The sequence below is a fragment of the Acinetobacter harbinensis genome, from assembly GCF_000816495.1.
GTDB classification, from domain to species: domain Bacteria; phylum Pseudomonadota; class Gammaproteobacteria; order Pseudomonadales; family Moraxellaceae; genus Acinetobacter; species Acinetobacter harbinensis.
The window spans coordinates 1977493-1997795 of record NZ_JXBK01000001.1 but is presented as its reverse complement, the minus strand read 5'-3'; the positions used below and the strand labels follow the sequence as shown (position 1 = coordinate 1997795).

Here is a 20303-nt window from a genome sequence, read left to right as displayed (position 1 = left end):
GTTTTGTCTTCGTAACCAAGATATTACAGATGCTAAGGCTTTTTTTTATTTATTTTTTATGTCGAACTCAGGTTATTTAGAATAACACGGCTTAAATTGAGGTAAAAGTCAGCGATTGCTGGCTTTTTTTATGCATAAAATAAAGGTATTTCAATCAATACAATTATTTACACTGTTTAAAAGGTGAATAGATAAACTAAAAACATCAATGATAAAACGAGAATAAGATATGAATATTAATTTAATTGAACTGCTTCGGCAGAAAGTGTCTGCCATTATCTTGGAAGGCGAAACAGAATACCTCAGTGAAAAAAGTCAGGCCTTAAGTAGTTTTTTTCCGATTCTATTGTCAATTTTTAAGTCTAGACCAGCGCTGATTGAGACTTTGCAAAATCAGTTAAATCCTCGACTAGAGGATATTTTTACCAGCAATCCCGCTTTAAAACCGCAGTTTTTAGAACAAATCTCTGGCACAGTACCGACATCGACGATTGAAAATACTTTAAATCGTGCAATTGCACCGACACTAAATTTTTTAGAAAATGAAGCGGGTTCTGCTGAACCAAGTGCAATTGTTCATTTAATTGATACACACTGGCAAGATATAGACAGTGCCTTACCACATTGGGGAGCCGTGTTTTTAAGTGCGCTTGGCGTGGCTGCTGTAGCTGATCATTCTTTACATCAAGCTCCTGTGGTTGAACCCTATCCAATTGTAGAGGAGAAGAAAAAATCAGGCTTTTTATTGCCAATTATTGGACTCATTATTTTAATTGCATTATTGGCTTTAATGTTTAAAGCTTGCTCAAATAAAGATGAACCTGCAACAGAAGTGCCGATGCAAACGGCCAGTACTGAACTGGCAAAATTACAATTTAGTACCAGTTCAAGCGGAGAGTTATTAACTTGTCAGTTATATTCTGGCGATGCAAATTATGTGGAGCTTTTGCAAAAAGAAATTAAACAAAGCTTTAATCATAATATTGGCTGTGGTGCAGAAACCAATGCGCGTTACAACCGTGAATTTATTGATCAAGACGCTATTCCGAGTGTATTGAAATTAATGAAAGGTGTGCCAAATGCTTCATTAACATGGACCGGCAATCAATTGTCCATTCAAGCTGCCAATCCGAGTGATGCACAACAATTAGCAGCAAAAATTCAGCCATTGGTTAGAAATATGACCGTAATGACGCAAGCCGCGGCAGATACAGCCATGCCAATAGATACCAATGCGGCCATTACAACCGGCAACACTAACGCAGAAAAAGCCCTTGCCGAAATTAAACCCGACAATATTAAAGCTTTAGATATTGCCACTGCTTTAAATATGCAAATTATTAATTTTGATACCGGCAGTGCGACGATTCCAGATGCTAATAAATCAATTTTAGATCAAGGCGCCGCGCTCATTAAACGTGTCCCAGAAGTACATTTAACCGTGAAAGGGCATACTGATGCTGTAGGATCGGCTGAATCGAATAAAGCGTTGTCGCAAAAACGTGCCCAAGCCGTGGTGAATTACTTGGTGCAACAAGGTGTTGATCCAGCACAACTGCAAGCAGTGGGTTATGGTCAAGAACAACCGATTGCTGATAACGTGACGCCTGAAGGTCAGTTTAAAAATCGTCGTATTGAGTTTGAAGTATTGAATACTGAAACAGGTATAGTTCGTGAAGTAGATGACAAAGGCATTAATAAACAGTAAGTAAATCTGCCAAGATAAAAAATCTCTGCCTAAAAACAGAGATTTTTTATCAATTGTATCGCTATATGAATCACTTTTTGGTTAAATACAGAGCGAAAATTATAAACAGTACGGTTAAGAATAGAATGATGAAGAACGTGATTATTTTTAGTTTGGTATTGGGTACAACGCTAATATCCGGTTGTGACAATTTTAAAAACAACAAGACAGAAAAAGTTGAGCAAAAAGTTGAGGTTTCCGATTGGAGCTGTACCGATGCTGAGAATATTGGACAAGTAGAAGCTTATTTGAAATCTGAGTATTTAAAACAATTGGATAAACAGTTACGTCATTCAAGCTATGAAGCCGATCAAGATTTATTAAAGAAAATCACCGAACAAGTGCAGTTTAAAATCAAGAATGTTACCACCTTAACGGAAGACGATAAAACCGCTAAAACTTTGCATTGTAGCAGTCAGTTGAGCGTGCAATTTCCAAAAGGTCTACAAAAACGTGCTGAAAATGCGTATTTAGAAGCGCCTTGTAGTGATCAAGACTGTGAAGGTGAATATGATTCGATGTCAACGCTACGTGATTATTTAGAAGATGGATCATCCAATTTGGTTTTAGGCGATGATCAACTCAAAGGTGCCTTTAGTTACGGAATTACCAAAACAGATAAAGAGGGTGTAACCTTTACGGTTGAAAATGAAAATGCGGTCATCAATGGAATTGTCTTTGTAACCGCAAAAGCTGTTCAATATCAGTCCTATGTTAAACACAACAGTGAAGCACGAGCCAACTCTGAGCAGTATTCCAAAGAAAATGCGGCTGAAGTGGCTTTAGCACAAAAAGCCATGGATATTCGTCAAAAAGAATTAGATGCAGATAAAGTGAAAGTGGTAGAACGTTTAAATCAAACGTGGGATTTATTTTCAGCGGAGCAAAAACAACAGTTACAACAGGATCAAGCCGATTGGTTTGAAAAACGCGATGTAGACTGTAAAGTGATTGCGCAAAAAAATGTTTATCAATTGCCAGAAAATGAAAAAGAAACCTATCAGAAAAAATCTGATTATTGGGATGACGCAATGCGTAAGCAAAGCGAAAACATGCAATACACCAAATGTTTTAATCAAAAAACCACAGAACGGATTGTTTATTTAAACAATGTTTTTAATTAAAGCCAAGCTATAGTCGTAATTGAATACTTTAATAAAGGGACGAATTGATTCGTCCCTTTATTATTGGCATGCTGTGATAAATCTATTGTGTGAAGCCATCTATGCGAATTAGTCTTATTGGTGCAGGACGCGTTGCCCATCATCTTGCGCATGTTTTAAGCCAGCAGCATCAAATTATTCAAATCTATAGTCGAACCTTTATTTCTGCACAGACTTTGGCGGCTCAAGTGCATGCAAGCGCTGTGGTTGATTTGGTCGATATGGACGCCAGTGTTGATTTAGTGATTATGGCGGTAAGTGATCAGGCCATTGCAGGGCTGATTACACAGCTACATGCATACCTGCCGAAGACCTTGATTGTGCATACCTCGGGCAGTACCGATATTAACGTCTTAGCAGAACAGCACCATCGGGCAGGTGTGTTTTATCCACTGCAAACCTTTAGCCTGAATAGAGATATTGCATGGTCAGATACGCCTATTTTTATAGAGGCAATGTCTGAACAGGATACGCAGTTATTGTTGCAATTGGCGCATCAGTTAACTACACGCGTCTATGCATATAGCTCGGCGCAACGTTTAAGTCTGCATTTGGCTGCGGTATTTGCCTGTAATTTTAGCAATTATTGTTATGATATGGCCCAGCAAATCGTCGATGCACAGCTGGTCGATTTTTCTTTACTGTATCCCTTAATATTAGAAACGGCACAAAAAGCACTGCAAAACCCACCTAGATTAATGCAAACAGGGCCGGCGATGCGCGGCGATCAAAATATTTTAAATAGACATCAACAGATGTTAGAGGATACACAGCAGCATCATCTCAAACATGTGTATGCTTTACTGAGTCAGCAAATTTTACAAGTGCATAGCGAAAAAGCTAAAACTGAATCATGAATTAAAATAGATCAACAGGAGTGATGAATGGCCAAGGATTTTAATAGCCAACATGTGGTGGATGGGTATGATTTACATATTCGTAAATTAATCCCCGGTTATGAAGTGGTACATCAACAAATTCAAGCATTACTGAAAACCCATGTGCATGAAAAGGCCCATGTGTTAGTTGTGGGCTGTGGCACAGGCTATGAACTGGGTTATTTGTTGCAGATGTTTCCGCAGTGGACTTTTACTGCCACAGAGTTATCTGGCACCATGCTGGATAAAGCGCAGCAATATTTGCAGCCTTTTAACGCGGCAGATCGTGTGGAGTTTATTTTGGGCGATGTAGACAGTTTAGCCTCAGAACGTCTTTATGATGCAGCATTGACTATTTTGGTTAGTCATTTTATTGCAATACCAGAAAAGCCAAATTTCTTTCAGTCCATTTATGCACGCTTAAAACCCTCTGCAATCTTTATGACCTTCGATTTAACCGCCACCGAATCTGAGCAGGACTTGGAAAGTTTAGAAAATATTGCGCAAATCAATGGTCTGACTGCACCGCAAGCCAAAGCGATGACGCGGCGTTTGGCCGATGATTTTCATCTACTGTCTGCTTCAGAGACCTGTGCTGCGTTAACGCTAAGTGGTTTTAATTGCGTACAACGCTTTACACAAATTTTATCTTATCAAGGGTTTATCGCTTTAAAAGCTGCATAGAGTTAATTAAAAATGGCCCATTTGCTATGAGCCATTTTTTTAACTTATTCTGCCGGTTTAGTTAATTTTCTTGAATAAAAAGTCATTAATTTTATGACCTTCCTCAATGCCGCGGCGCTCAAATTTGGTTTGCGGACGCCAATCAGGACGCGGATAACTGTTGCCTTTACCCGCCATATTTTCAAGATTTGGACGGTTGTCGAGTACATCTAACATCCATTCTGCATACGGTTCCCAGTCGGTTGCGGCATGGAATGTTCCACCCATTTCTAACTTCTGTTCTACCAATGGCATGCGGTCATGCGAGACAAAACGACGTTTGAAATGGCGTTTTTTTTGCCATGGATCGGGGAAGTACAGTTGTATGGCATTAATGCTGTTGTCGGGCATTTCACGCAGTACTTGGATGGCATCGGCATCAAGCAAGCGTAAATTGGTTAAGCCCGCCATTCCAGCTTCATAGACACATTGCGCGATGCCGGGGATGTGAACTTCGATCCCTACATAATTGCGTTCAGGATTGGCTTTTGCCATTAAAACAAATGAACGTCCCATGCCAAAGCCAATTTCGACCGTTAACGGACGCTCTGGATGTTCAAAGTGCTGACGTAAATCACCCACTGGATAGTCCAAAATAAGTTGACCATATTGTTCAAGCGCAGTGCGTTGGGAGGTGTTTAGCGGAGATGAACGACGCATATAGGTCACAATTTCACGGTGTTCATTCAAGTTGTCTAGTTCGACGACTTGTGGGTCTAATTGATCGTTCGACATAACTTTGGCAAATGTAAAAAATTTGAATGCGGTATTTTAAGTCTTAAGGGGTGTAAGTCAAATTTTTTACTGCTCTAGATCTGATTTAATGAGTAAATGGTATTTGTTAAAACTAAAAAGAGCCATGTTTGGCTCTTTTTACTATTTTTAGATCAATTAGCACGATAACGATCAATCAAGGTGCTACTGGCTTCATTTAATCCAACCACATCAACGTGTATGCCCTGATCTTTAAACTTTTGCACCACTGTGCTGAGCATATTGACCGAAGTGATGTCCCAGATATGGGCATGGGTTAAATCAATTTTTACGCTATGAATTGGTTCTTTAAAGTCAAAAAATTGAAAAAATTTGTCTGAGCTGCTAAAGAAAATTTGTCCTGAAATGCTGTATTGACGCATATCAGGATGGATCAGTACAGAACTCACTTTAACTTCGCTTTCCAGTTTGTTGACCAAGAACAGCGCAGAGAGTAACACGCCTACAAATACGCCCAATGCAAGATTGTGCGTGGCCAAAACCACAATCACCACTGCCAACATGACGATATTGCTTTGTTTGGGATGCTTAGAAAAATTACGTAGTGAATCCCAATTAAAGGTGGTGAATGAAACCATAATCATAATGGCGACCAAGGCTGCCATTGGAATATAAGCCAACCAATCTTTTAAAAATACCACCAAGCACAGTAAGAACACTCCCGCCACGAATGTGGATAAACGCGTACGCGCCCCTGATGAGACGTTAATAATGGATTGACCAATCATGGCGCAACCGGCCATACCGCTCATAAAACCGCTGACAATATTGGCATAGCCTTGACCGCGACATTCTTGATGACGATCGCCTTCGGTTGCAGTGGCTTCATTAACGATCGTCGTGGTCATCATCGTCTCTAATAAACCGACGGTGGCCAATGTGATGGCATAGGGAAAGATAATGATTAGCGTATCTAAATTGAGTGGAATCTGTGGAATGAGGAAAATTGGTAAGGTATCGGGAAAACGGCCCAAATCACTGACAGTGCGCATATCACTGTTGAAAAATAGCGCGATAATACTTAAAACAATAATACAAATCAGCGGTGAGGGAATCAGTTTGCCAATTTTAGGAAGGTGTGGGAAAAGATAAATCACTGCCAAACCGAAGGCAACAAAACCATAACCGAGAGCATCCATTTGGCTTAATTCAGGAATTTGTGCCACGAAAATCAAAATCGCCAAGGCATTCACAAAACCATAAACCACAGACTGCGATACAAAGCGCATCAGTTTGGCAACTTTAAAGTAACCGGCCAGCACTTGAATGATACCGGTCAAAATTGTGGTGGCCAGTAAATACTGCAAACCATGATCTTTAACCAAGGTAATCATTAGTAAGGCCATTGCACCAGTGGCCGCAGAAATCATGGCAGGGCGCCCACCCAAGAAAGCAATGGTCACCGCAATACAAAAGGAAGCATAAAGCCCCACTTGCGGGTCAACTCCAGCAATGGCTGAAAAGGCAATTGATTCCGGAATCAGGGCTAAACCGACCACCAAACCGGCCAGTATGTCGACACGAATATTGGAGAACCACTCTTCTTTTTTCAGATTTATCACTCGTTTAATGTTCATCTAATTTTAAAGTTGTGTATGTTAAAACATCTGAATCAATAAAAGCAGCCAATTGCGGCTTGAAAAATACAACATTTTAGACAATATTCAGGTTTCAGGATTTTTATGCATTGATGCATTTTTGCAATTTACCGCTTTGATCACTTGAAAGTTGTTCAGAACACCTTTAAAACAGTTAATAGTTTAATAACAAGGATCAGATATGAAGCTTTATTATTCACCGGGCGCATGTTCACTGGCATCACATATTATTTTAAATGAAATTAATGTCGATTTTGATTTAGAGCGTGTTGACTTAAAAACACATAAAACTGAAAAAGGAGCAGATTACTACGCCATTAATCCTAAAGGTTATGTGCCTGCACTGGAAATTAACCCCGGTTTGATTCTGACTGAAAATGTGGCGATTTTACCGTTTTTGGCTCAGCATGATCCGAAGCAAGATTTAATTCCACCGTCAGGTCTAGGGCGCGCTAAAGTGCTGGAGTGGTTGGGATATTTAAACTCTGAATTGCATGATGCCTATGCTGTATTTTTTGCAGGTGCACTTTCAGCAGATGCCAAAGAAAAAGCCTATGCAGAAGTAGATCGCTTGTTAAAGCATATTGATAGCACGATTGCGCAAGCAGACCATGAGTATTTGGTCGATGATAATTTTGGCCCAGCAGATGCCTATTTATTTGTACTGACCAATTGGTCGAATCACATTGAGCATGACTTAACCCCATATCCAAATGTCGTTGCTTTACGCAATAAAGTGGCAGAACGCCAGTCCGTACAAATTGCCATGCGTGATGAAGGATTAATTCCTTAAGCTTAATTAAACCCAGATTCAAGTTTTTATTATTGAGCGCTTGAGTCTACTGTGATTTATGAAATATTGATCATTGAATAATCTTAAAGATATAAGCGCAGCAACTTAAGTTTTAAAATACAGCTCTAAAACATAAAAGGACTCTAAATAGAGTCCTTTTTTAGTCTAAATAAACAGTCTGACAGTTGGTTATTTAAAGAAATAACCGGTTTCAGGAGAGCTGGCATTGGCCATACGTTTACGTGGCATACGACCGGCTAAAAAGGCTTCTCGTCCTGCTTCCACTGCTTTTCTCATGGCAGACGCCATCAAAATGGGCTGTTGTGCTGCAGCAATGGCCGTGTTCATCAACACGCCATCACAACCCAATTCCATAGCAATCGCAGCATCACTGGCGGTGCCTACGCCTGCATCAACCAATACCGGTACTTTGGCATTTTCTTTAATAATTGACAGTGTATGCGGATTAAGAATACCTAAGCCAGACCCAATCAGGCTGCCTAAAGGCATAATCGCAACACAGCCCATGCTCTCTAACTCTTGTGCCACAATGGGGTCATCTGAAGTATAAACCATCACTTCAAAACCATCATCGACTAAGGTGCGCGCCGCCTTTAATGTTTCCATAATATTTGGGTAAAGGGTTTTTTCATCGCCCAATACTTCAAGTTTAACCAAATTATGCCCATCTAATAGTTCTCGTGCCAGCATGCAGGTACGTACCGCACTGTTGGCATCAAAACAACCCGCAGTGTTGGGCAGGATGGTGTATTTATCCGCAGGTAAAACCGAGAGTAAATTGGGTTGATCAGGATGCTGTCCAATATTCACGCGACGAATGGCCACAGTAATAATTTCTGCACCGCTGGCTTGAATGGCCAAATCTGTTTCCGTCAAGTCTTTATATTTGCCTGTACCAACCAATAAGCGCGATTGAAATGTACGTGAACCGATAATAAGGGGGGTGTCTTGCATGCGAGCTCCGAATTAGCCGCCACCGACGGCATGAATAATTTCAATCTGATCTTCAGCGCAAAGTGTGGTTTGTGCCAATTTACTTTTGGGGATAATCATTTCATTTTTTTCTACCGCAAAACGTTTCCCGTCTAAAGCCAGCTCTTCAATTAATTCTAATAAATTGCTGCATGCGGTATGTTTTAATTCACCATTTAAATAAATCTGCATCATGATGTACTCTATTCTGTGTAATTTTATCTTGCGTATTTTAAAGCATTCCATGTCAATATTAACCAGCCTGCAATCATCAAAGCGCCGCCAATAGGGGTGATTGCGCCTAAAATACGGGGTAGCCCGAATGCCATTAAATATAATGAACCACAGAAAAATAAAATGCCCAGTTGAATCAGGATAAAACTGGCTTTGATGGGCAGCGCTGGAATGACGCGCACTAAAATGGCCAGCAACAGCAGACCCAGTGCGTGATAGAAAAAATAATCTGTGGCAGTTTGCCACCATGCCAGCTGAAGCTCAGTTGCACGCGATTTCAAACCATGTGCGCCAAACGCACCTAACATGACTGCGAGTGCCAAATTTAGCGCCGAAATTGCAATCCACATAAGCTCGATTATCTGAATAAATTTGCGCTTAACCTTAGCATATTTTGTGCTTTAGACAAAAGTGAAAAAAGGTTGAATCGGTTTGATCTAAAGCTAAAAAAAGGGCGCGCAGCCCTTTTTTTAAATCAAAGAAATCCATTTGCGCTGTTAGTTAGATGACATGGCCACTTTAATTTTTTCCATGGCATTTTTTTCTAACTGACGAATCCGCTCGGCTGATACATTATATTCAGCGGCCAACTCATGTAAGGTTGATTTTTCATCATCTAACCAGCGGCGCTGTAAAATATTACGTGAACGATCATCTAACTGATCCATCGCACTGTGCAAAGCAGAGCTACTTTGTTCTTCGTAGTCTTGTTCTTCAGCTAAACGCGCTGGATCGTAACGATGGTCTTCTAAATATAAAGCCGGTGCCAGATGCACTGAGCCTTCGTCATCGTCATCGCCTTGTGCCTCAAAAGCTGCATCATAAGCGGTTAAACGGCCTTCCATTTCCAAAACTTGTGCTGCGGTCACATTAAGCTCGGTTGCGATGGCTTGTGCTTCATCTAAAGTAAGTTTTTTACTGGATTTTTTTAAGCTGCGTAAGTTAAAGAACAATTTACGCTGTGCTTTGGTGGTGGCAATTTTAACAATACGCCAGTTACGAATGACATATTCATGAATTTCAGCCTTAATCCAATGCACGGCAAAAGACACCAAACGCACGCCCATAGTCGGGTCGAAGCGTTTAACTGCTTTCATCAAGCCCAAGTTGCCTTCTTGAATTAAGTCACCTTGAGGCAAGCCATAGCCTGCATAGCTGCGCGCAATATGTACCACAAAGCGTAAATGAGACATCACCAGCATTTTGGCTGCGTCTAAATCTTGCTCATAGTAATAGCGTTCAGCCAACTCTTTTTCTTGATCAGCCGTTAGAATAGGAATCTGATTGACAGTACTGATATAAGCACCGAGATTGACCCCTGGCGCCGATAATGACAGGGGCATCAATTGATTGCTGCTGTCACTCATGTGTTCTCCTTAAAAATGGATGACATAACCACTTAAGTTTTATCTTAATGCAAAATTTTATTGAATTAAGCTAAATTGGGTATAGAAATGTAATTTTTTATACGGATTTGCAACGCTATAGTTTAATTGAAAATAATTAAGATTCAATTAAGTAGTGGTATTCATTGTGAGAAATTTTGCTCAGATGACAGCTTAATTGATGCATTTGACAATATCGGGTCACATCTTGTTGGCTATGCGGATCGGAAGATTTTAATAAAAACACCGTATGTAATTGGGTTTTGATGGCGCGTTTTAGCATCAATAGCGGCATAGGGCAGGGTTTGCCCATTGCATCAATAACGGCTGTATCAGCGAGATGATTCATCTGGATGGCTGTCTAAAAAAAGTTTTGCAAATGGTAGCAAATTTAGATCTAAAGCTAAACCTGCGTGCGGCGTCTTTATCTGCAAAAACAGGCCATTTGTAAGTAAAATAGTGAGTGAAAACAGAAGCTGAAAGCCCAAAAAGATTAACAAAAAAAACAGTATGAATTGTCAGAAACCCATGGTAAGCTCTTTGCGTATTCAAATTAATGGCATACTTAAAACGGCCTTAAATTGGGTGCTGCAATGGATATAACCGGGATTTTGTTAATAGTAAAACAGAATGATTACAAGCTCAGAAATAATAAATATTTTTAGATCTTGTTTGCTCTGCTGTTTGCAACACCGGGTGGTCCTTCTATTCAAAACAATGAGGATTAACTTATGACAGCTCGTGAACAAGGCGTAGTGAAATGGTTCAACGACACTAAAGGCTTCGGCTTTATTCAACGTAACGGTGGCGATGACGTATTTGTTCATTTCCGTGCCATTCAAGGTGACGGACACCGCTCACTTCGTGATGGCCAGCGTGTTGAATTCAGCGTAGTTAAAGGTCAAAAAGGCTTTCAAGCTGAAGAAGTACAACCTTTAGACTAATCGACTGATGATTCATGAAAACGCCCCAATGTAATTTGGGGCGTTTTTGTTTATAATGGGTTAATATTTTCCTGATTATTAAGTTAGAGCGCATATTTATGTCATCTGGTTTTGAAACCTTAAATTTACATCCGAAACTTAAACAAGCTATTGATGCCTTAGGTTTCACCGAAATGACACCCATTCAGGAAAAGGTTTTAAAATTCACTTTGGCTGGACATGACGCTATTGGTCGTGCACAGACAGGTACGGGAAAAACTGCGGCTTTTCTTGTTAGTGTCATTAATGATTTGCTTAACAATCCCATTCAAGAGCAACGTTTCCGCGGTGAAGCGCGTGCACTGATTCTGGCACCCACGCGTGAGTTGGCTTTACAAATTGAAAATGATGTCAAAGACTTAACCAAGTTTACTGATTTGCATTTTGTGACTTTATTGGGCGGCGTCGATTTTGATAAGCAAAAAGCCCAACTGAATAAACAATTTGTCGATATTATTGTGGCAACACCGGGTCGTTTGATTGATTTTGTTGAGCAAAAAGAAGTTTATCTGGATCAAATTGAGTTTTTAGTGATTGATGAGGCTGATCGTTTACTGGATATGGGTTTTATTCCTTCAGTGAAACGTATTGTGCGTTATTCGCCGCGTAAAGAACAACGTCAGACCTTGATGTTCTCTGCAACTTTTAGTTATGACGTACTGAATTTGGCGCAACAATGGTTATTTGAGCCAATTACTGTTGAAATTGAACCGCAACAAAAAACCAATTCAGATGTTGAGCAACGCGTCTATATGGTTGCAAAAACCGATAAATATAAATTATTGCAAGAAGTTCTACGCGTAGAGCCGATTGAAAAAGTCATGATTTTTGCCAATCGCCGTGATCAAGTGCGTAAATTGTATGATCACTTAAAGCGCGATGGTTATAAAGTGGTGATGTTGTCGGGTGAAATTGCTCAGGACAAACGAATCAAAATGTTGGATCAATTTAAAAATGGTCAACACAATATTATGATTGCAACCGATGTGGCTGGTCGTGGTATTCACGTAGACAATGTCTCGCACGTTATTAACTTTACCTTACCCGAGCAGTCGGATGATTATGTACACCGCATTGGGCGTACAGGTCGAGCAGGAACCAGTGGTGTGAGTATTAGTTTCTTGTCTGAAGATGATGCATTTTATCTTCCAGAAATTGAAAAAGCCATTGGACAGAAATTGCCTTTAACTCGTTTAGATGGTTATTGTTAATTTCATAACCCGACTCATAAAAAGCCGCTTCTATTGAGCGGCTTTTTATCGGTTTTAATTTGAGTGGTTACGTGGATATAGCTTTAACAAGCGATTCTAAAATTAATTTGCTCGGCAGGTAAAAGTAAGAACGGTTTGATAGTCTTCATTACGAGAGATATCCGTATTTGTTCCTGCTAAAGAGCCAATTACGCTGGCTGCTGCTTGAATCATTTGGCCGGTGCGTTCATCAACAATATCTTTTAATGCACCGTTATAGCCTGTTTTTTCATCCATGATAATGGGCGTGGCTTTTCGACCACAGGTATTGTTGGCAGCAGTAATCGCGTTGTTTTTAGAAATTAAACTGGTTTTACCCACACCTGTGACTTCATATTGATTATTTTCTTTTTGAATGGCCAAGGATGTGGTTGGGTTGGATGCGCAGGCGGTTAAAGCAAGCGCGATTGCTGCGGTCGATGCAAGTGTCAGAAGTTGCTTCATGTTTTTCCCCTTATTTGTTTTAAATACAATAAAAGCTATTTGAGCATAACTTTTTGAATTATTTGAGTAAGAGTTGTATAAAATATGCAGCTTTATGGTTCTGCTGTGTGACAAAGGACTTGTGGTTTAAATTAAACTTTCAGCCTGAATGAATCTGTGTAGAGCGGCGCAAGAGGAATATGCTAATCTTGTGGAAATATTTCAGTATGTAGACATCGAAATCAATGGCGGATTTAGTGACAGATACGGTTCATCATAATATTCATCAGCGTCAGTCGGTTGGGCAATTGCTTGAGCCTGCACCGAGTGCTGAACAACTGGAAAAAGCTTTTCAAGCGGCATTGACAGCGCCAGATCATCATCGTTTGAAGCCGACTCGGTTTGTGGTGATTTCGTCGGATCAGCGTAAAATGTTTGGTGAGTTATTGTCTGATGCTTTGGCTGATTTGGGTGAAACTGATGCTGTTGCCTTGGAGCGGGTTAAAAATCATCCAACGCGTGCGCCTTTGTTGGTTTTGGCTTTAACGCAATTTCAGCCACATGCCAAAGTGCCTCACTTTGAACAAGTGTTAAGTACGGGTGCGGCCATTCAAAATCTTTTATTGTCTTTACAAGCGCAAGGTTTTTCCAGTATTTGGCGTAGCGGCGCAGTGGTGGAATCAAAATTATTGAAACAGTCTTTTGGACTTGCCGAAGATGATTTAATTGCTGGAATTATTTATATTGGCACGGCAGCCAAGACAATTGCTGCACGCAGCGAAATAGACACACAAAATTATGTGAGTTATTGGAAACAATAACTTTACCCAATGATTAGATGAGATATAAAAATAATGGCAGAGTTGAAATTTTCCGATTTGGTTGAACCGGTGGTTGTGAATCAAAAAACAGCACTACGTGTAACGGTATTGGGTGGGGGAAGTTTTGGTACAGCCATGGCCAATACAGCGGTACGTAATGGCTGTGACACAATTATTTGGATTCGCGATGAAGCTGCGGCAGCGGAGATGAATCACGCACATGTCAATAAACGCTATTTGCCTGATTTTATTTTAGAGGCCGGTTTAAAAGCAGTTTCTGATATAGAAACCGCTGTACGTGATCGCGATATTATTTTGGTGGCCATTCCGAGTCATTCTTTTCGCGATGTGCTCAAACAGATTCAGCCGTTTATTACCTCACAAGCGGTGATTTCACTCACCAAAGGTATTGAGGCTAAAACCTTCCATTTTATGAGTGATATTATTCGTGAAGAGTTGCCGGAAGTGCCCTATGGTGTGCTGTCAGGTCCAAATTTGGCCAAAGAAATTATGGCGGGTCAACCTGCGGGAACAGTCATTGCCAGTGAGTCGGAATTGGTACGCTATGCGGTGCAGCAAGCCTTACACAGTGCCTTATTCCGCGTATTTGCAAGCGATGATGTGCATGGTGTGGAACTGGGCGGCGCATTAAAAAATATTTATGCGGTGGCCATGGGGATGGCTGCAGCCTATAAGGTCGGTGAAAATACCAAAAGTATGATTTTAACGCGCGCACTGGCTGAAATGAGCCGCTTTGCGGTGAAGTTAGGTGCCAATCCGCTGACTTTCTTAGGACTCTCTGGTGTGGGTGATTTATTCGCCACCTGTAGCAGTCCGCTGAGTCGTAACTATCAAGTGGGTTTTGCCTTGGGTTCAGGCAAAAGTTTAGAGCAGGCCACTGAAGAATTGGGTCAAACCGCAGAAGGTATCAATACCATTGTGCAAGTGCGTAGTCGTTCAGAAGAACTGGATGTGTATATGCCCATTACCGCAGCATTGTATGAAGTGATTTTTGAAGGTGCGCCGCCTTTAACGATTGCGCTGTCTTTAATGAAAAATGGACATCGCAGTGATGTGGAATTTGTATTACCGCATCACGCAGTGTAATTGTAAAATAAACGGCTCTGTCATAGAGTTTGCTAATAATGTCTGCATATTGAAAAATAAGGAAATTAAAAATGCAACTGACTTTAATTCGTCATGGCGAAGCGCTCGCAGCAGTCAATGGAAATGATGATAAACGCCCACTGAGCGCACGTGGCTCTAGCCAAGCAAAGCACACCGCAGAGTATTTAAAAGACACAATTAAGCCGGATGTATTGGTGGTCAGCCCATTGCTGCGCGCACAACAAACCTTGGCTTATGTGCAGGCCTATTTCCCTGATGTGCCGGTCATGATCTGTAATAAAATTAAACCTGAAGATGATGCTAAAGCAGCGCTGGATTGGCTCTCACAGTTGCCTTATGAGGCCATTGTTGTGGTCTGTCATATGAATGTTGTGGCGCATATGGCAGAAATTTTAACCACTGAGTCGTTTCATCCGTATGCTTTGGCAGAAGCACGCATTTATGAGCAAGCTGTGATTGCGGCAGGTTTGTCGACCCAGTTAGAAAGCTTTATTCCGAACAGTTAAAATATTAATTAAATTAAACGGCAGAAAAATATTAATGTTGTATTTATGGATGCCTGAAGCCAATGGGGTTTGGCACTGGTCAAGTGGAGAGTGCTGGTATCAGGCCTCCAGTCTTGAGCATTTAATTCAAGACACACAAGAATTTCATGGTCAAGAGGCTGTGGTGTTTTTTCCAAGTCGTGAGGTGCAACTGTTGCAGCAAACACTGGCCAAAACACAATATAAGAAGCTAGGGGTGGATGGAGTTAAATATCTACTCGAAGAATTTGTGGTATTGCCGATTGATGCCATGAAAGTATTCCATCATTTTCAAGATCCTGATCAATTGGTGGTTTTGGGTGTGGCCAAAAGTACTGTGGAAACATTGCAGCATGCTTTGAACTTAATTCCGGTCAAATTGATGGCTTTATTGCCTGACTTTCTCATCTTACCCACTCCAGCCGTTGGACAAATCGTGATAGCCAATGTCTCTGGACGTTTATTGGTGCGTGAGCGTGAGTTTGTTGGTAACTCAATCGATGATTTGGCTTTATTTCTAGATTATCAGTCGATTGATCAGCGTTATAAAATCAGTAATTTTAGTGCTGAGCAGATGCAGAGTCTTGAGGCGATGGTAACGCATGAGCACATCGAGTCATTTCATTATGCGCCGCCACACTTCAAAAAAACCAAAAATCATCCTTTTAATGTTCTGCCTAAAGCTAAAAACAGCAGTACAAAGTCGGGCTATTGGCAGGCCTGTGCTGCTGTATTGGTCGCGGCTTTAGTGGCACAGTTTGCTTATGATGCTTTACGTTGGTATCAATATCGAAAAGTAGCCGATCAGACTGCGGTACAGGCGATGGAGCAGTATAAATATTGGTTTGGGCAAAATAGCCGTGTGACTGAACAGAATTTAAAGAGTCAATTTGAGAGTCAGCTGCGTCTAAATAAAAATGCCAATACTCAGGCCTTACAGCTGTTAAGTCGTGTCGGGCCAATTTTGATGCAAAATCAAATTGTGGCCAGTCGTGTGAATTATGATAGCGCAATTTTAACCATGGAGCTTAAAGCCAATTCGTCTGCTGTATTGCAAAATTTAACCCAGCAATTGAATCAGCAGGGCTTTAAAGTGGAATTGGGCAATATTCAGCCCAATGGTGCGGGTGCAATTGGCTTGGTGAAAATACAATAATGAAAACTGCACAAAAATTACATAGCTCAATAGACCAATCTATTGAAAAAGTGACAGATTATTTGGAGCAACTGCCGGTTCGGGATCGATATGTGCTGGTTTGTACGTGCATTGTTGTTTTAGTCACGGCTATTGCTGCAAGTTTATGGTTTATGCATGCTGCTGCTAACAAACAACAAAATCGTGTCAATGATTTAAAAGACACTTTAGTCTGGATGCAAAGCAACGCCGTGACCATGAAACCTGTCGATGATTTACAGTTAACGGCTGCCGAAAAAGTGCAGCGTGTGGCTCAGCAGCAAGGACTGTCGGTGGCTTCACAACAATCGGGTGAGCAGATTCAGTTGGTGGCGATACACGCGAATTATGCAATTTTGGCTAACTTTTTAACACAATTGGCACAAATGGGGCTAAGTATTGAAAAAATGGAGTTAATTTCTGAAAATGAACAGATTAAATTAACCGCACTAGTCCAGTAATTGCTGAAAATAAAGCGATATGAAGCATGGTGTTTTGTACAGCCTGTGCCTATAATATGGCGACTTAAAAAGCGGTAGACTTTTACAGATATGTTATATTCTCTGGCACGCCCTTTGTTGTTTTCTTTAGCACCAGAGCGTGCACATGAGCTGACACTATCCTTGTTGAAATCAGCTCATCGCATGCGTTTGATCCGATCAAACATTCCTGCTAAGCCGGTTACCTGTATGGGGATTGAGTTTCCTAATCCTGTGGGGCTGGCTGCCGGTTTAGATAAAAATGGCGCATATATTGATGCCTTGGCTGCATTAGGCTTTGGCTTTATTGAGATTGGTACCATTACGCCGCGGCCACAAGCGGGCAATCCACATCCGCGTTTATTTCGTTTACCCGATGCCAAAGCCATTATTAATCGCATGGGTTTTAACAATGAAGGCGTTGATGCACTGGTTGAGCATGTAAAGGCCGCTAAATTTAAAGGTGTTTTAGGGATTAATATTGGCAAAAATGCCGATACGCCGGTTGAAAATGCCGTCGATGATTATCTGATTTGTCTAGAAAAAGTCTATAATTACGCTTCCTACATTACAGTGAATATCTCATCACCGAATACCAAAAATTTACGTAGTTTACAAAGTGGCGATGCACTGACTGAACTGCTTGAAACATTGAAAAATCGCCAGCTTGAATTGGCAGAATTACATCAACATTATGTGCCTTTGGTGCTTAAAGTGGCGCCAGATTTAACACCTAGCGATATCGAATTTATTGCCAAACAATTGCTTCAATTTAAAATTGATGGTTTGATTGTCACCAACACCACTTTGTCGCGTGAAGGGGTAGAAACTCTGCAACATGCTGAAGAAGCAGGTGGTTTGTCGGGTGCGCCAGTATTTGAAAAGAGTACGGCTTGTTTGGCTGCTTTTGCTGCGCAGTTGCAAGGTCAAATTCCATTGATTGGTGTTGGAGGGATTTTATCAGGTGAACAAGCCCTTGCCAAACAACAGGCCGGTGCCAGTCTTGTACAAATTTATAGTGGCCTAATCTATACCGGTCCGATGCTTATTGAAGATTGTGTGAACACTTTAAAAGCGCTATGAACACCTTAGATATTGTCATACTGGTTATCTTAATCATTGGAGGGCTCAACGGTTTGCGACAAGGATTGGTTACTGCCTTTGCGAACTTGGTGGGATGGATTTTTGCCCTGATTGTCGGTGCAAAATATGCCACCATCTTGGCACCTTCGATGGCCTCATTAAGTCAAGATCCTGTGGTGCAAAAAATAGCCGCTTTTGCCTTTATTGTTCTGTTGATTGTGGTTTTAACGTGGATGGTGACTGCGTTCTTAAATAAACTCTTAAAGACACTTCGACTTGGCCCATTAAACCGTTTAGCAGGAAGTGCATTTGGCTCGTTAAAGGGCTTATTAATTGTGCTGATCACCATGCAAGGGATGCAACCTTGGGTGGAAAGCTCACCGTATTGGAAACAATCTAAATTTGTGTATTTGCTTCTGCCTTATGCGCCGTGGGCCAGTAAGCTGTCTAAAGATGTAGCGACTGACGCATTGAGTCATATTCAATCTGACAATGCGCCTAAAATTTCTCATTCCTCCTCTGATAAAACGCCAAAACCTACAGCGCGTACAGATGAGTCAACAAATAATCCTTTTTATTAATCCTAGCGTGTTTGCGAGGTTGCTATGTGTGGAGTAGTTGGTATAGCTGGTAAATCACCTGTTAACCAAATGTTGTTTGATGCATTAACGATGTTACAGCATCGTGGTCAGGATGCAGCCGGAATAGTAACTTGTCATGAAGGACGTTTGTTCCTCCGTAAAGACAATGGCATGGTGCGTGATGTGTTTCATACCCGTCACATGCGTGCCTTGCTAGGTAACTGTGGTATTGGGCATGTGCGTTATCCGACTGCGGGTTCATCAAGCAGTGCAGAGGCACAGCCGTTTTATGTCAACTCACCGTATGGGATTACTTTGGCCCACAACGGTAATTTGACCAATGCTGAAGAAATTCACGATGATTTGTTTAAAACAGATCTTCGTCATATGAATACAGATTCAGATTCAGAAGTTTTGTTGAACGTTTTTGCCCATGAAATGCAAAAAAGTCGCAAATTAAATCCATCGCCTGAAGATATCTTTGATGTGGTGTCTCGGGTGCATGAGCGTTGTAAAGGTGCTTATGGCGTTGTGGCGATGATTACCGGCCATGGTTTAGTGGGTTTTCGTGATCCCAATGGTATTCGTCCACTGATTTATGGTTCACGTGAAACTGAACAGGGCATGGAATATATCATTGCCTCTGAATCGGTTGCAATTACCGCGTTAGGCTTTAAAGTGGAACGTGATATTGAACCGGGTGAAGCCATCTTTATCTCTTTAGATGGTCAGTTGTACAGTCAGCAATGTGCAACGAATCCTGAATATCGTCCGTGTATTTTTGAGTATGTCTATTTTGCACGTCCCGATGCCACCATTGATGGTATTTCAGTGTATAAAGCCCGTTTAAAAATGGGTGAAAAATTGGCGTACAAAATCTCGCGTGAATGGGGTGAAGAGCACGATATCGACGTGGTCATTCCTATTCCAGACACCTCGCGTACTTCAGCGTTAGAGCTGGCCAATATTCTTGGTGTTAAGTTCCGCGAAGGCTTTATGAAGAATCGTTATATTGGACGAACCTTTATTATGCCGGGTCAGCAGCAGCGCGAAAAATCCGTGCGTCAAAAACTGAATCCGGTGGAGCTTGAGTTCAAAGGTAAAAACGTTTTACTGGTCGATGACTCTATTGTTCGTGGCACCACCTGTAATGAAATTATTCAAATGGCACGTGACGCAGGCGCGAAGAAAGTATTCTTCGCTTCGGCTGCACCGATGGTGAAATATCCAAATGTGTATGGTATTGATATGCCTGCCAAAGATGAGTTGATTGCATCTGGACGCAGTGTGGAAGAAATTCGCGAAATTATTGGTGCAGATCGTTTAATCTTTCAAGATTTGGAAGATTTAAAAGGTGCAGTGCGTACCAGTAAAGTTCCGGCATTACAGGAATTTGATTGTTCTGTATTTGATGGAATTTATGTGGCAGGCGGTATTGATGCGGCATATTTAGAAGAGCTTGAGCGTAAACGCAACGATTCTGCTAAAAAAGATATTGATGGTTATATCGATGTGAATATCGACGCAGCATCTGTAGATTTAACTGGGGTCAAAGAAGAGTAATATTCT

General features: G+C 41.1%; 23 protein-coding genes. 15 read left to right on the top strand and 8 right to left on the bottom strand.

Going from position 1 to position 20303, the window contains the following annotated elements:
* Window positions 1-229: 229 nt before the first annotated feature.
* The 4 genes from SE27_RS09365 (at window position 230) to SE27_RS09350 (ending at window position 4472) form a co-directional block, all read left to right on the top strand.
* Window positions 230-1708 (top strand): OmpA family protein, encoded by a 1479-nt coding sequence (locus SE27_RS09365; RefSeq protein WP_039622825.1) that lies wholly within the window; start codon window positions 230-232, stop codon window positions 1706-1708.
* Window positions 1709-1836: 128 nt separating this feature from the next.
* Window positions 1837-2871, top strand: coding sequence for a hypothetical protein (locus SE27_RS09360; protein ID WP_039622823.1), 1035 nt, complete (start codon window positions 1837-1839; stop codon window positions 2869-2871).
* A 101-nt stretch (window positions 2872-2972) separates the two neighbouring features.
* A complete protein-coding gene (locus SE27_RS09355) occupies window positions 2973-3767 on the top strand; it encodes a Rossmann-like and DUF2520 domain-containing protein (RefSeq protein WP_039622821.1) in 795 nt (264 codons plus the stop codon).
* Between the two features lie 27 nt (window positions 3768-3794).
* Complete coding sequence (locus tag SE27_RS09350; RefSeq protein ID WP_039622818.1) at window positions 3795-4472, top strand: class I SAM-dependent methyltransferase; 678 nt, start codon at window positions 3795-3797, stop codon at window positions 4470-4472.
* A gap of 57 nt (window positions 4473-4529) precedes the next feature.
* On the opposite strand, the gene trmB is transcribed toward SE27_RS09350, so the two are convergent.
* Window positions 4530-5246, bottom strand: a complete 717-nt coding sequence (gene trmB, locus SE27_RS09345; protein WP_039622816.1) for a tRNA (guanosine(46)-N7)-methyltransferase TrmB — start codon at window positions 5244-5246, stop codon at window positions 4530-4532.
* A gap of 152 nt (window positions 5247-5398) precedes the next feature.
* Entirely contained in the window at window positions 5399-6847 is a 1449-nt protein-coding gene (locus SE27_RS09340) for a SulP family inorganic anion transporter (RefSeq protein ID WP_039623937.1), read from the bottom strand.
* Between the two features lie 217 nt (window positions 6848-7064).
* On the opposite strand from SE27_RS09340, the gene SE27_RS09335 reads away from it, so the two are divergent.
* On the top strand, window positions 7065-7676 hold the full coding sequence (locus SE27_RS09335) for a glutathione binding-like protein (protein ID WP_039622814.1): 612 nt from the start codon (window positions 7065-7067) through the stop codon (window positions 7674-7676).
* Between the two features lie 189 nt (window positions 7677-7865).
* Here the strand turns inward: SE27_RS09335 and SE27_RS09330 are convergent, their stop codons facing one another.
* From SE27_RS09330 to SE27_RS09310, 5 genes are all read right to left on the bottom strand, one after another.
* On the bottom strand, window positions 7866-8651 hold the full coding sequence (locus tag SE27_RS09330; protein ID WP_039622812.1) for a thiazole synthase: 786 nt from the start codon (window positions 8649-8651) through the stop codon (window positions 7866-7868).
* 12 nt (window positions 8652-8663) lie between these two features.
* Window positions 8664-8861 carry a sulfur carrier protein ThiS gene (gene thiS, locus SE27_RS09325; protein ID WP_039623936.1) on the bottom strand — a complete coding sequence of 66 codons (198 nt, stop codon included), beginning with the start codon at window positions 8859-8861 and terminating at the stop codon, window positions 8664-8666.
* A gap of 26 nt (window positions 8862-8887) precedes the next feature.
* Window positions 8888-9253, bottom strand: a complete 366-nt coding sequence (locus SE27_RS09320; RefSeq protein ID WP_039622810.1) for a DUF423 domain-containing protein — start codon at window positions 9251-9253, stop codon at window positions 8888-8890.
* Window positions 9254-9400: 147 nt separating this feature from the next.
* Window positions 9401-10270: an RNA polymerase sigma factor RpoH gene (gene rpoH, locus SE27_RS09315; RefSeq protein ID WP_039622808.1), complete on the bottom strand. Its 870-nt coding sequence runs from the start codon at window positions 10268-10270 to the stop codon at window positions 9401-9403.
* Window positions 10271-10406: 136 nt separating this feature from the next.
* Window positions 10407-10637, bottom strand: a complete 231-nt coding sequence (locus tag SE27_RS09310; RefSeq protein WP_039622806.1) for a sulfurtransferase TusA family protein — start codon at window positions 10635-10637, stop codon at window positions 10407-10409.
* Between the two features lie 382 nt (window positions 10638-11019).
* Between SE27_RS09310 and SE27_RS09305 the strand changes: the two genes are divergently transcribed.
* Window positions 11020-11232, top strand: a complete 213-nt coding sequence (locus tag SE27_RS09305) for a cold-shock protein (protein WP_004648643.1) — start codon at window positions 11020-11022, stop codon at window positions 11230-11232.
* Between the two features lie 98 nt (window positions 11233-11330).
* Window positions 11331-12482: an ATP-dependent RNA helicase RhlB gene (gene rhlB, locus SE27_RS09300; RefSeq protein WP_039622804.1), complete on the top strand. Its 1152-nt coding sequence runs from the start codon at window positions 11331-11333 to the stop codon at window positions 12480-12482.
* Window positions 12483-12584: 102 nt separating this feature from the next.
* Here the strand turns inward: rhlB and SE27_RS09295 are convergent, their stop codons facing one another.
* Window positions 12585-12965 carry a hypothetical protein gene (locus tag SE27_RS09295; RefSeq protein WP_039622803.1) on the bottom strand — a complete coding sequence of 127 codons (381 nt, stop codon included), beginning with the start codon at window positions 12963-12965 and terminating at the stop codon, window positions 12585-12587.
* Between the two features lie 224 nt (window positions 12966-13189).
* Between SE27_RS09295 and SE27_RS09290 the strand changes: the two genes are divergently transcribed.
* The 8 genes from SE27_RS09290 to purF all read left to right on the top strand — a co-directional run bounded on the left by SE27_RS09290 (window position 13190) and on the right by purF (window position 20297).
* Window positions 13190-13765, top strand: a complete 576-nt coding sequence (locus tag SE27_RS09290) for a nitroreductase family protein (RefSeq protein WP_039622801.1) — start codon at window positions 13190-13192, stop codon at window positions 13763-13765.
* Window positions 13766-13798: 33 nt separating this feature from the next.
* On the top strand, window positions 13799-14872 hold the full coding sequence (locus SE27_RS09285; protein ID WP_039622799.1) for an NAD(P)H-dependent glycerol-3-phosphate dehydrogenase: 1074 nt from the start codon (window positions 13799-13801) through the stop codon (window positions 14870-14872).
* Between the two features lie 71 nt (window positions 14873-14943).
* Window positions 14944-15399: a SixA phosphatase family protein gene (locus tag SE27_RS09280; protein ID WP_039622797.1), complete on the top strand. Its 456-nt coding sequence runs from the start codon at window positions 14944-14946 to the stop codon at window positions 15397-15399.
* A gap of 34 nt (window positions 15400-15433) precedes the next feature.
* Entirely contained in the window at window positions 15434-16573 is a 1140-nt protein-coding gene (gene gspL / locus SE27_RS09275; protein ID WP_039622796.1) for a type II secretion system protein GspL, read from the top strand.
* Complete coding sequence (locus SE27_RS09270; protein ID WP_039622795.1) at window positions 16573-17052, top strand: type II secretion system protein GspM; 480 nt, start codon at window positions 16573-16575, stop codon at window positions 17050-17052. The genes gspL and SE27_RS09270 overlap by 1 nt, the downstream gene beginning before the upstream one ends.
* Window positions 17053-17142: 90 nt before the next feature.
* A complete protein-coding gene (locus SE27_RS09265) occupies window positions 17143-18153 on the top strand; it encodes a quinone-dependent dihydroorotate dehydrogenase (protein ID WP_039622794.1) in 1011 nt (336 codons plus the stop codon).
* A complete protein-coding gene (locus SE27_RS09260; protein WP_039622793.1) occupies window positions 18150-18734 on the top strand; it encodes a CvpA family protein in 585 nt (194 codons plus the stop codon). Before SE27_RS09265 ends, SE27_RS09260 begins: the two co-directional genes overlap by 4 nt.
* Before the next feature lie 24 nt (window positions 18735-18758).
* A complete protein-coding gene (gene purF, locus SE27_RS09255) occupies window positions 18759-20297 on the top strand; it encodes an amidophosphoribosyltransferase (RefSeq protein ID WP_039622792.1) in 1539 nt (512 codons plus the stop codon).
* Window positions 20298-20303: the final 6 nt, after the last annotated feature.

Bases quoted from the DNA above. Each gene is read 5' to 3' on its own strand.
- SE27_RS09365 (WP_039622825.1), top strand. From the start codon at position 230: ATGAATATTAATTTAATTGAACTGCTTCGGCAGAAAGTGTCTGCCATT.
- SE27_RS09360 (WP_039622823.1), top strand. From the start codon at position 1,837: ATGAAGAACGTGATTATTTTTAGTTTGGTATTGGGTACAACGCTAATA.
- SE27_RS09355 (WP_039622821.1), top strand. From the start codon at position 2,973: ATGCGAATTAGTCTTATTGGTGCAGGACGCGTTGCCCATCATCTTGCG.
- SE27_RS09350 (WP_039622818.1), top strand. From the start codon at position 3,795: ATGGCCAAGGATTTTAATAGCCAACATGTGGTGGATGGGTATGATTTA.
- trmB (WP_039622816.1), bottom strand. From the start codon at position 5,246: ATGTCGAACGATCAATTAGACCCACAAGTCGTCGAACTAGACAACTTG.
- SE27_RS09335 (WP_039622814.1), top strand. From the start codon at position 7,065: ATGAAGCTTTATTATTCACCGGGCGCATGTTCACTGGCATCACATATT.
- SE27_RS09330 (WP_039622812.1), bottom strand. From the start codon at position 8,651: ATGCAAGACACCCCCCTTATTATCGGTTCACGTACATTTCAATCGCGC.
- thiS (WP_039623936.1), bottom strand. From the start codon at position 8,861: ATGCAGATTTATTTAAATGGTGAATTAAAACATACCGCATGCAGCAAT.
- SE27_RS09320 (WP_039622810.1), bottom strand. From the start codon at position 9,253: ATGTGGATTGCAATTTCGGCGCTAAATTTGGCACTCGCAGTCATGTTA.
- rpoH (WP_039622808.1), bottom strand. From the start codon at position 10,270: ATGAGTGACAGCAGCAATCAATTGATGCCCCTGTCATTATCGGCGCCA.
- SE27_RS09310 (WP_039622806.1), bottom strand. From the start codon at position 10,637: ATGAATCATCTCGCTGATACAGCCGTTATTGATGCAATGGGCAAACCC.
- SE27_RS09305 (WP_004648643.1), top strand. From the start codon at position 11,020: ATGACAGCTCGTGAACAAGGCGTAGTGAAATGGTTCAACGACACTAAA.
- rhlB (WP_039622804.1), top strand. From the start codon at position 11,331: ATGTCATCTGGTTTTGAAACCTTAAATTTACATCCGAAACTTAAACAA.
- SE27_RS09295 (WP_039622803.1), bottom strand. From the start codon at position 12,965: ATGAAGCAACTTCTGACACTTGCATCGACCGCAGCAATCGCGCTTGCT.
- SE27_RS09290 (WP_039622801.1), top strand. From the start codon at position 13,190: ATGGCGGATTTAGTGACAGATACGGTTCATCATAATATTCATCAGCGT.
- SE27_RS09285 (WP_039622799.1), top strand. From the start codon at position 13,799: ATGGCAGAGTTGAAATTTTCCGATTTGGTTGAACCGGTGGTTGTGAAT.
- SE27_RS09280 (WP_039622797.1), top strand. From the start codon at position 14,944: ATGCAACTGACTTTAATTCGTCATGGCGAAGCGCTCGCAGCAGTCAAT.
- gspL (WP_039622796.1), top strand. From the start codon at position 15,434: ATGTTGTATTTATGGATGCCTGAAGCCAATGGGGTTTGGCACTGGTCA.
- SE27_RS09270 (WP_039622795.1), top strand. From the start codon at position 16,573: ATGAAAACTGCACAAAAATTACATAGCTCAATAGACCAATCTATTGAA.
- SE27_RS09265 (WP_039622794.1), top strand. From the start codon at position 17,143: ATGTTATATTCTCTGGCACGCCCTTTGTTGTTTTCTTTAGCACCAGAG.
- SE27_RS09260 (WP_039622793.1), top strand. From the start codon at position 18,150: ATGAACACCTTAGATATTGTCATACTGGTTATCTTAATCATTGGAGGG.
- purF (WP_039622792.1), top strand. From the start codon at position 18,759: ATGTGTGGAGTAGTTGGTATAGCTGGTAAATCACCTGTTAACCAAATG.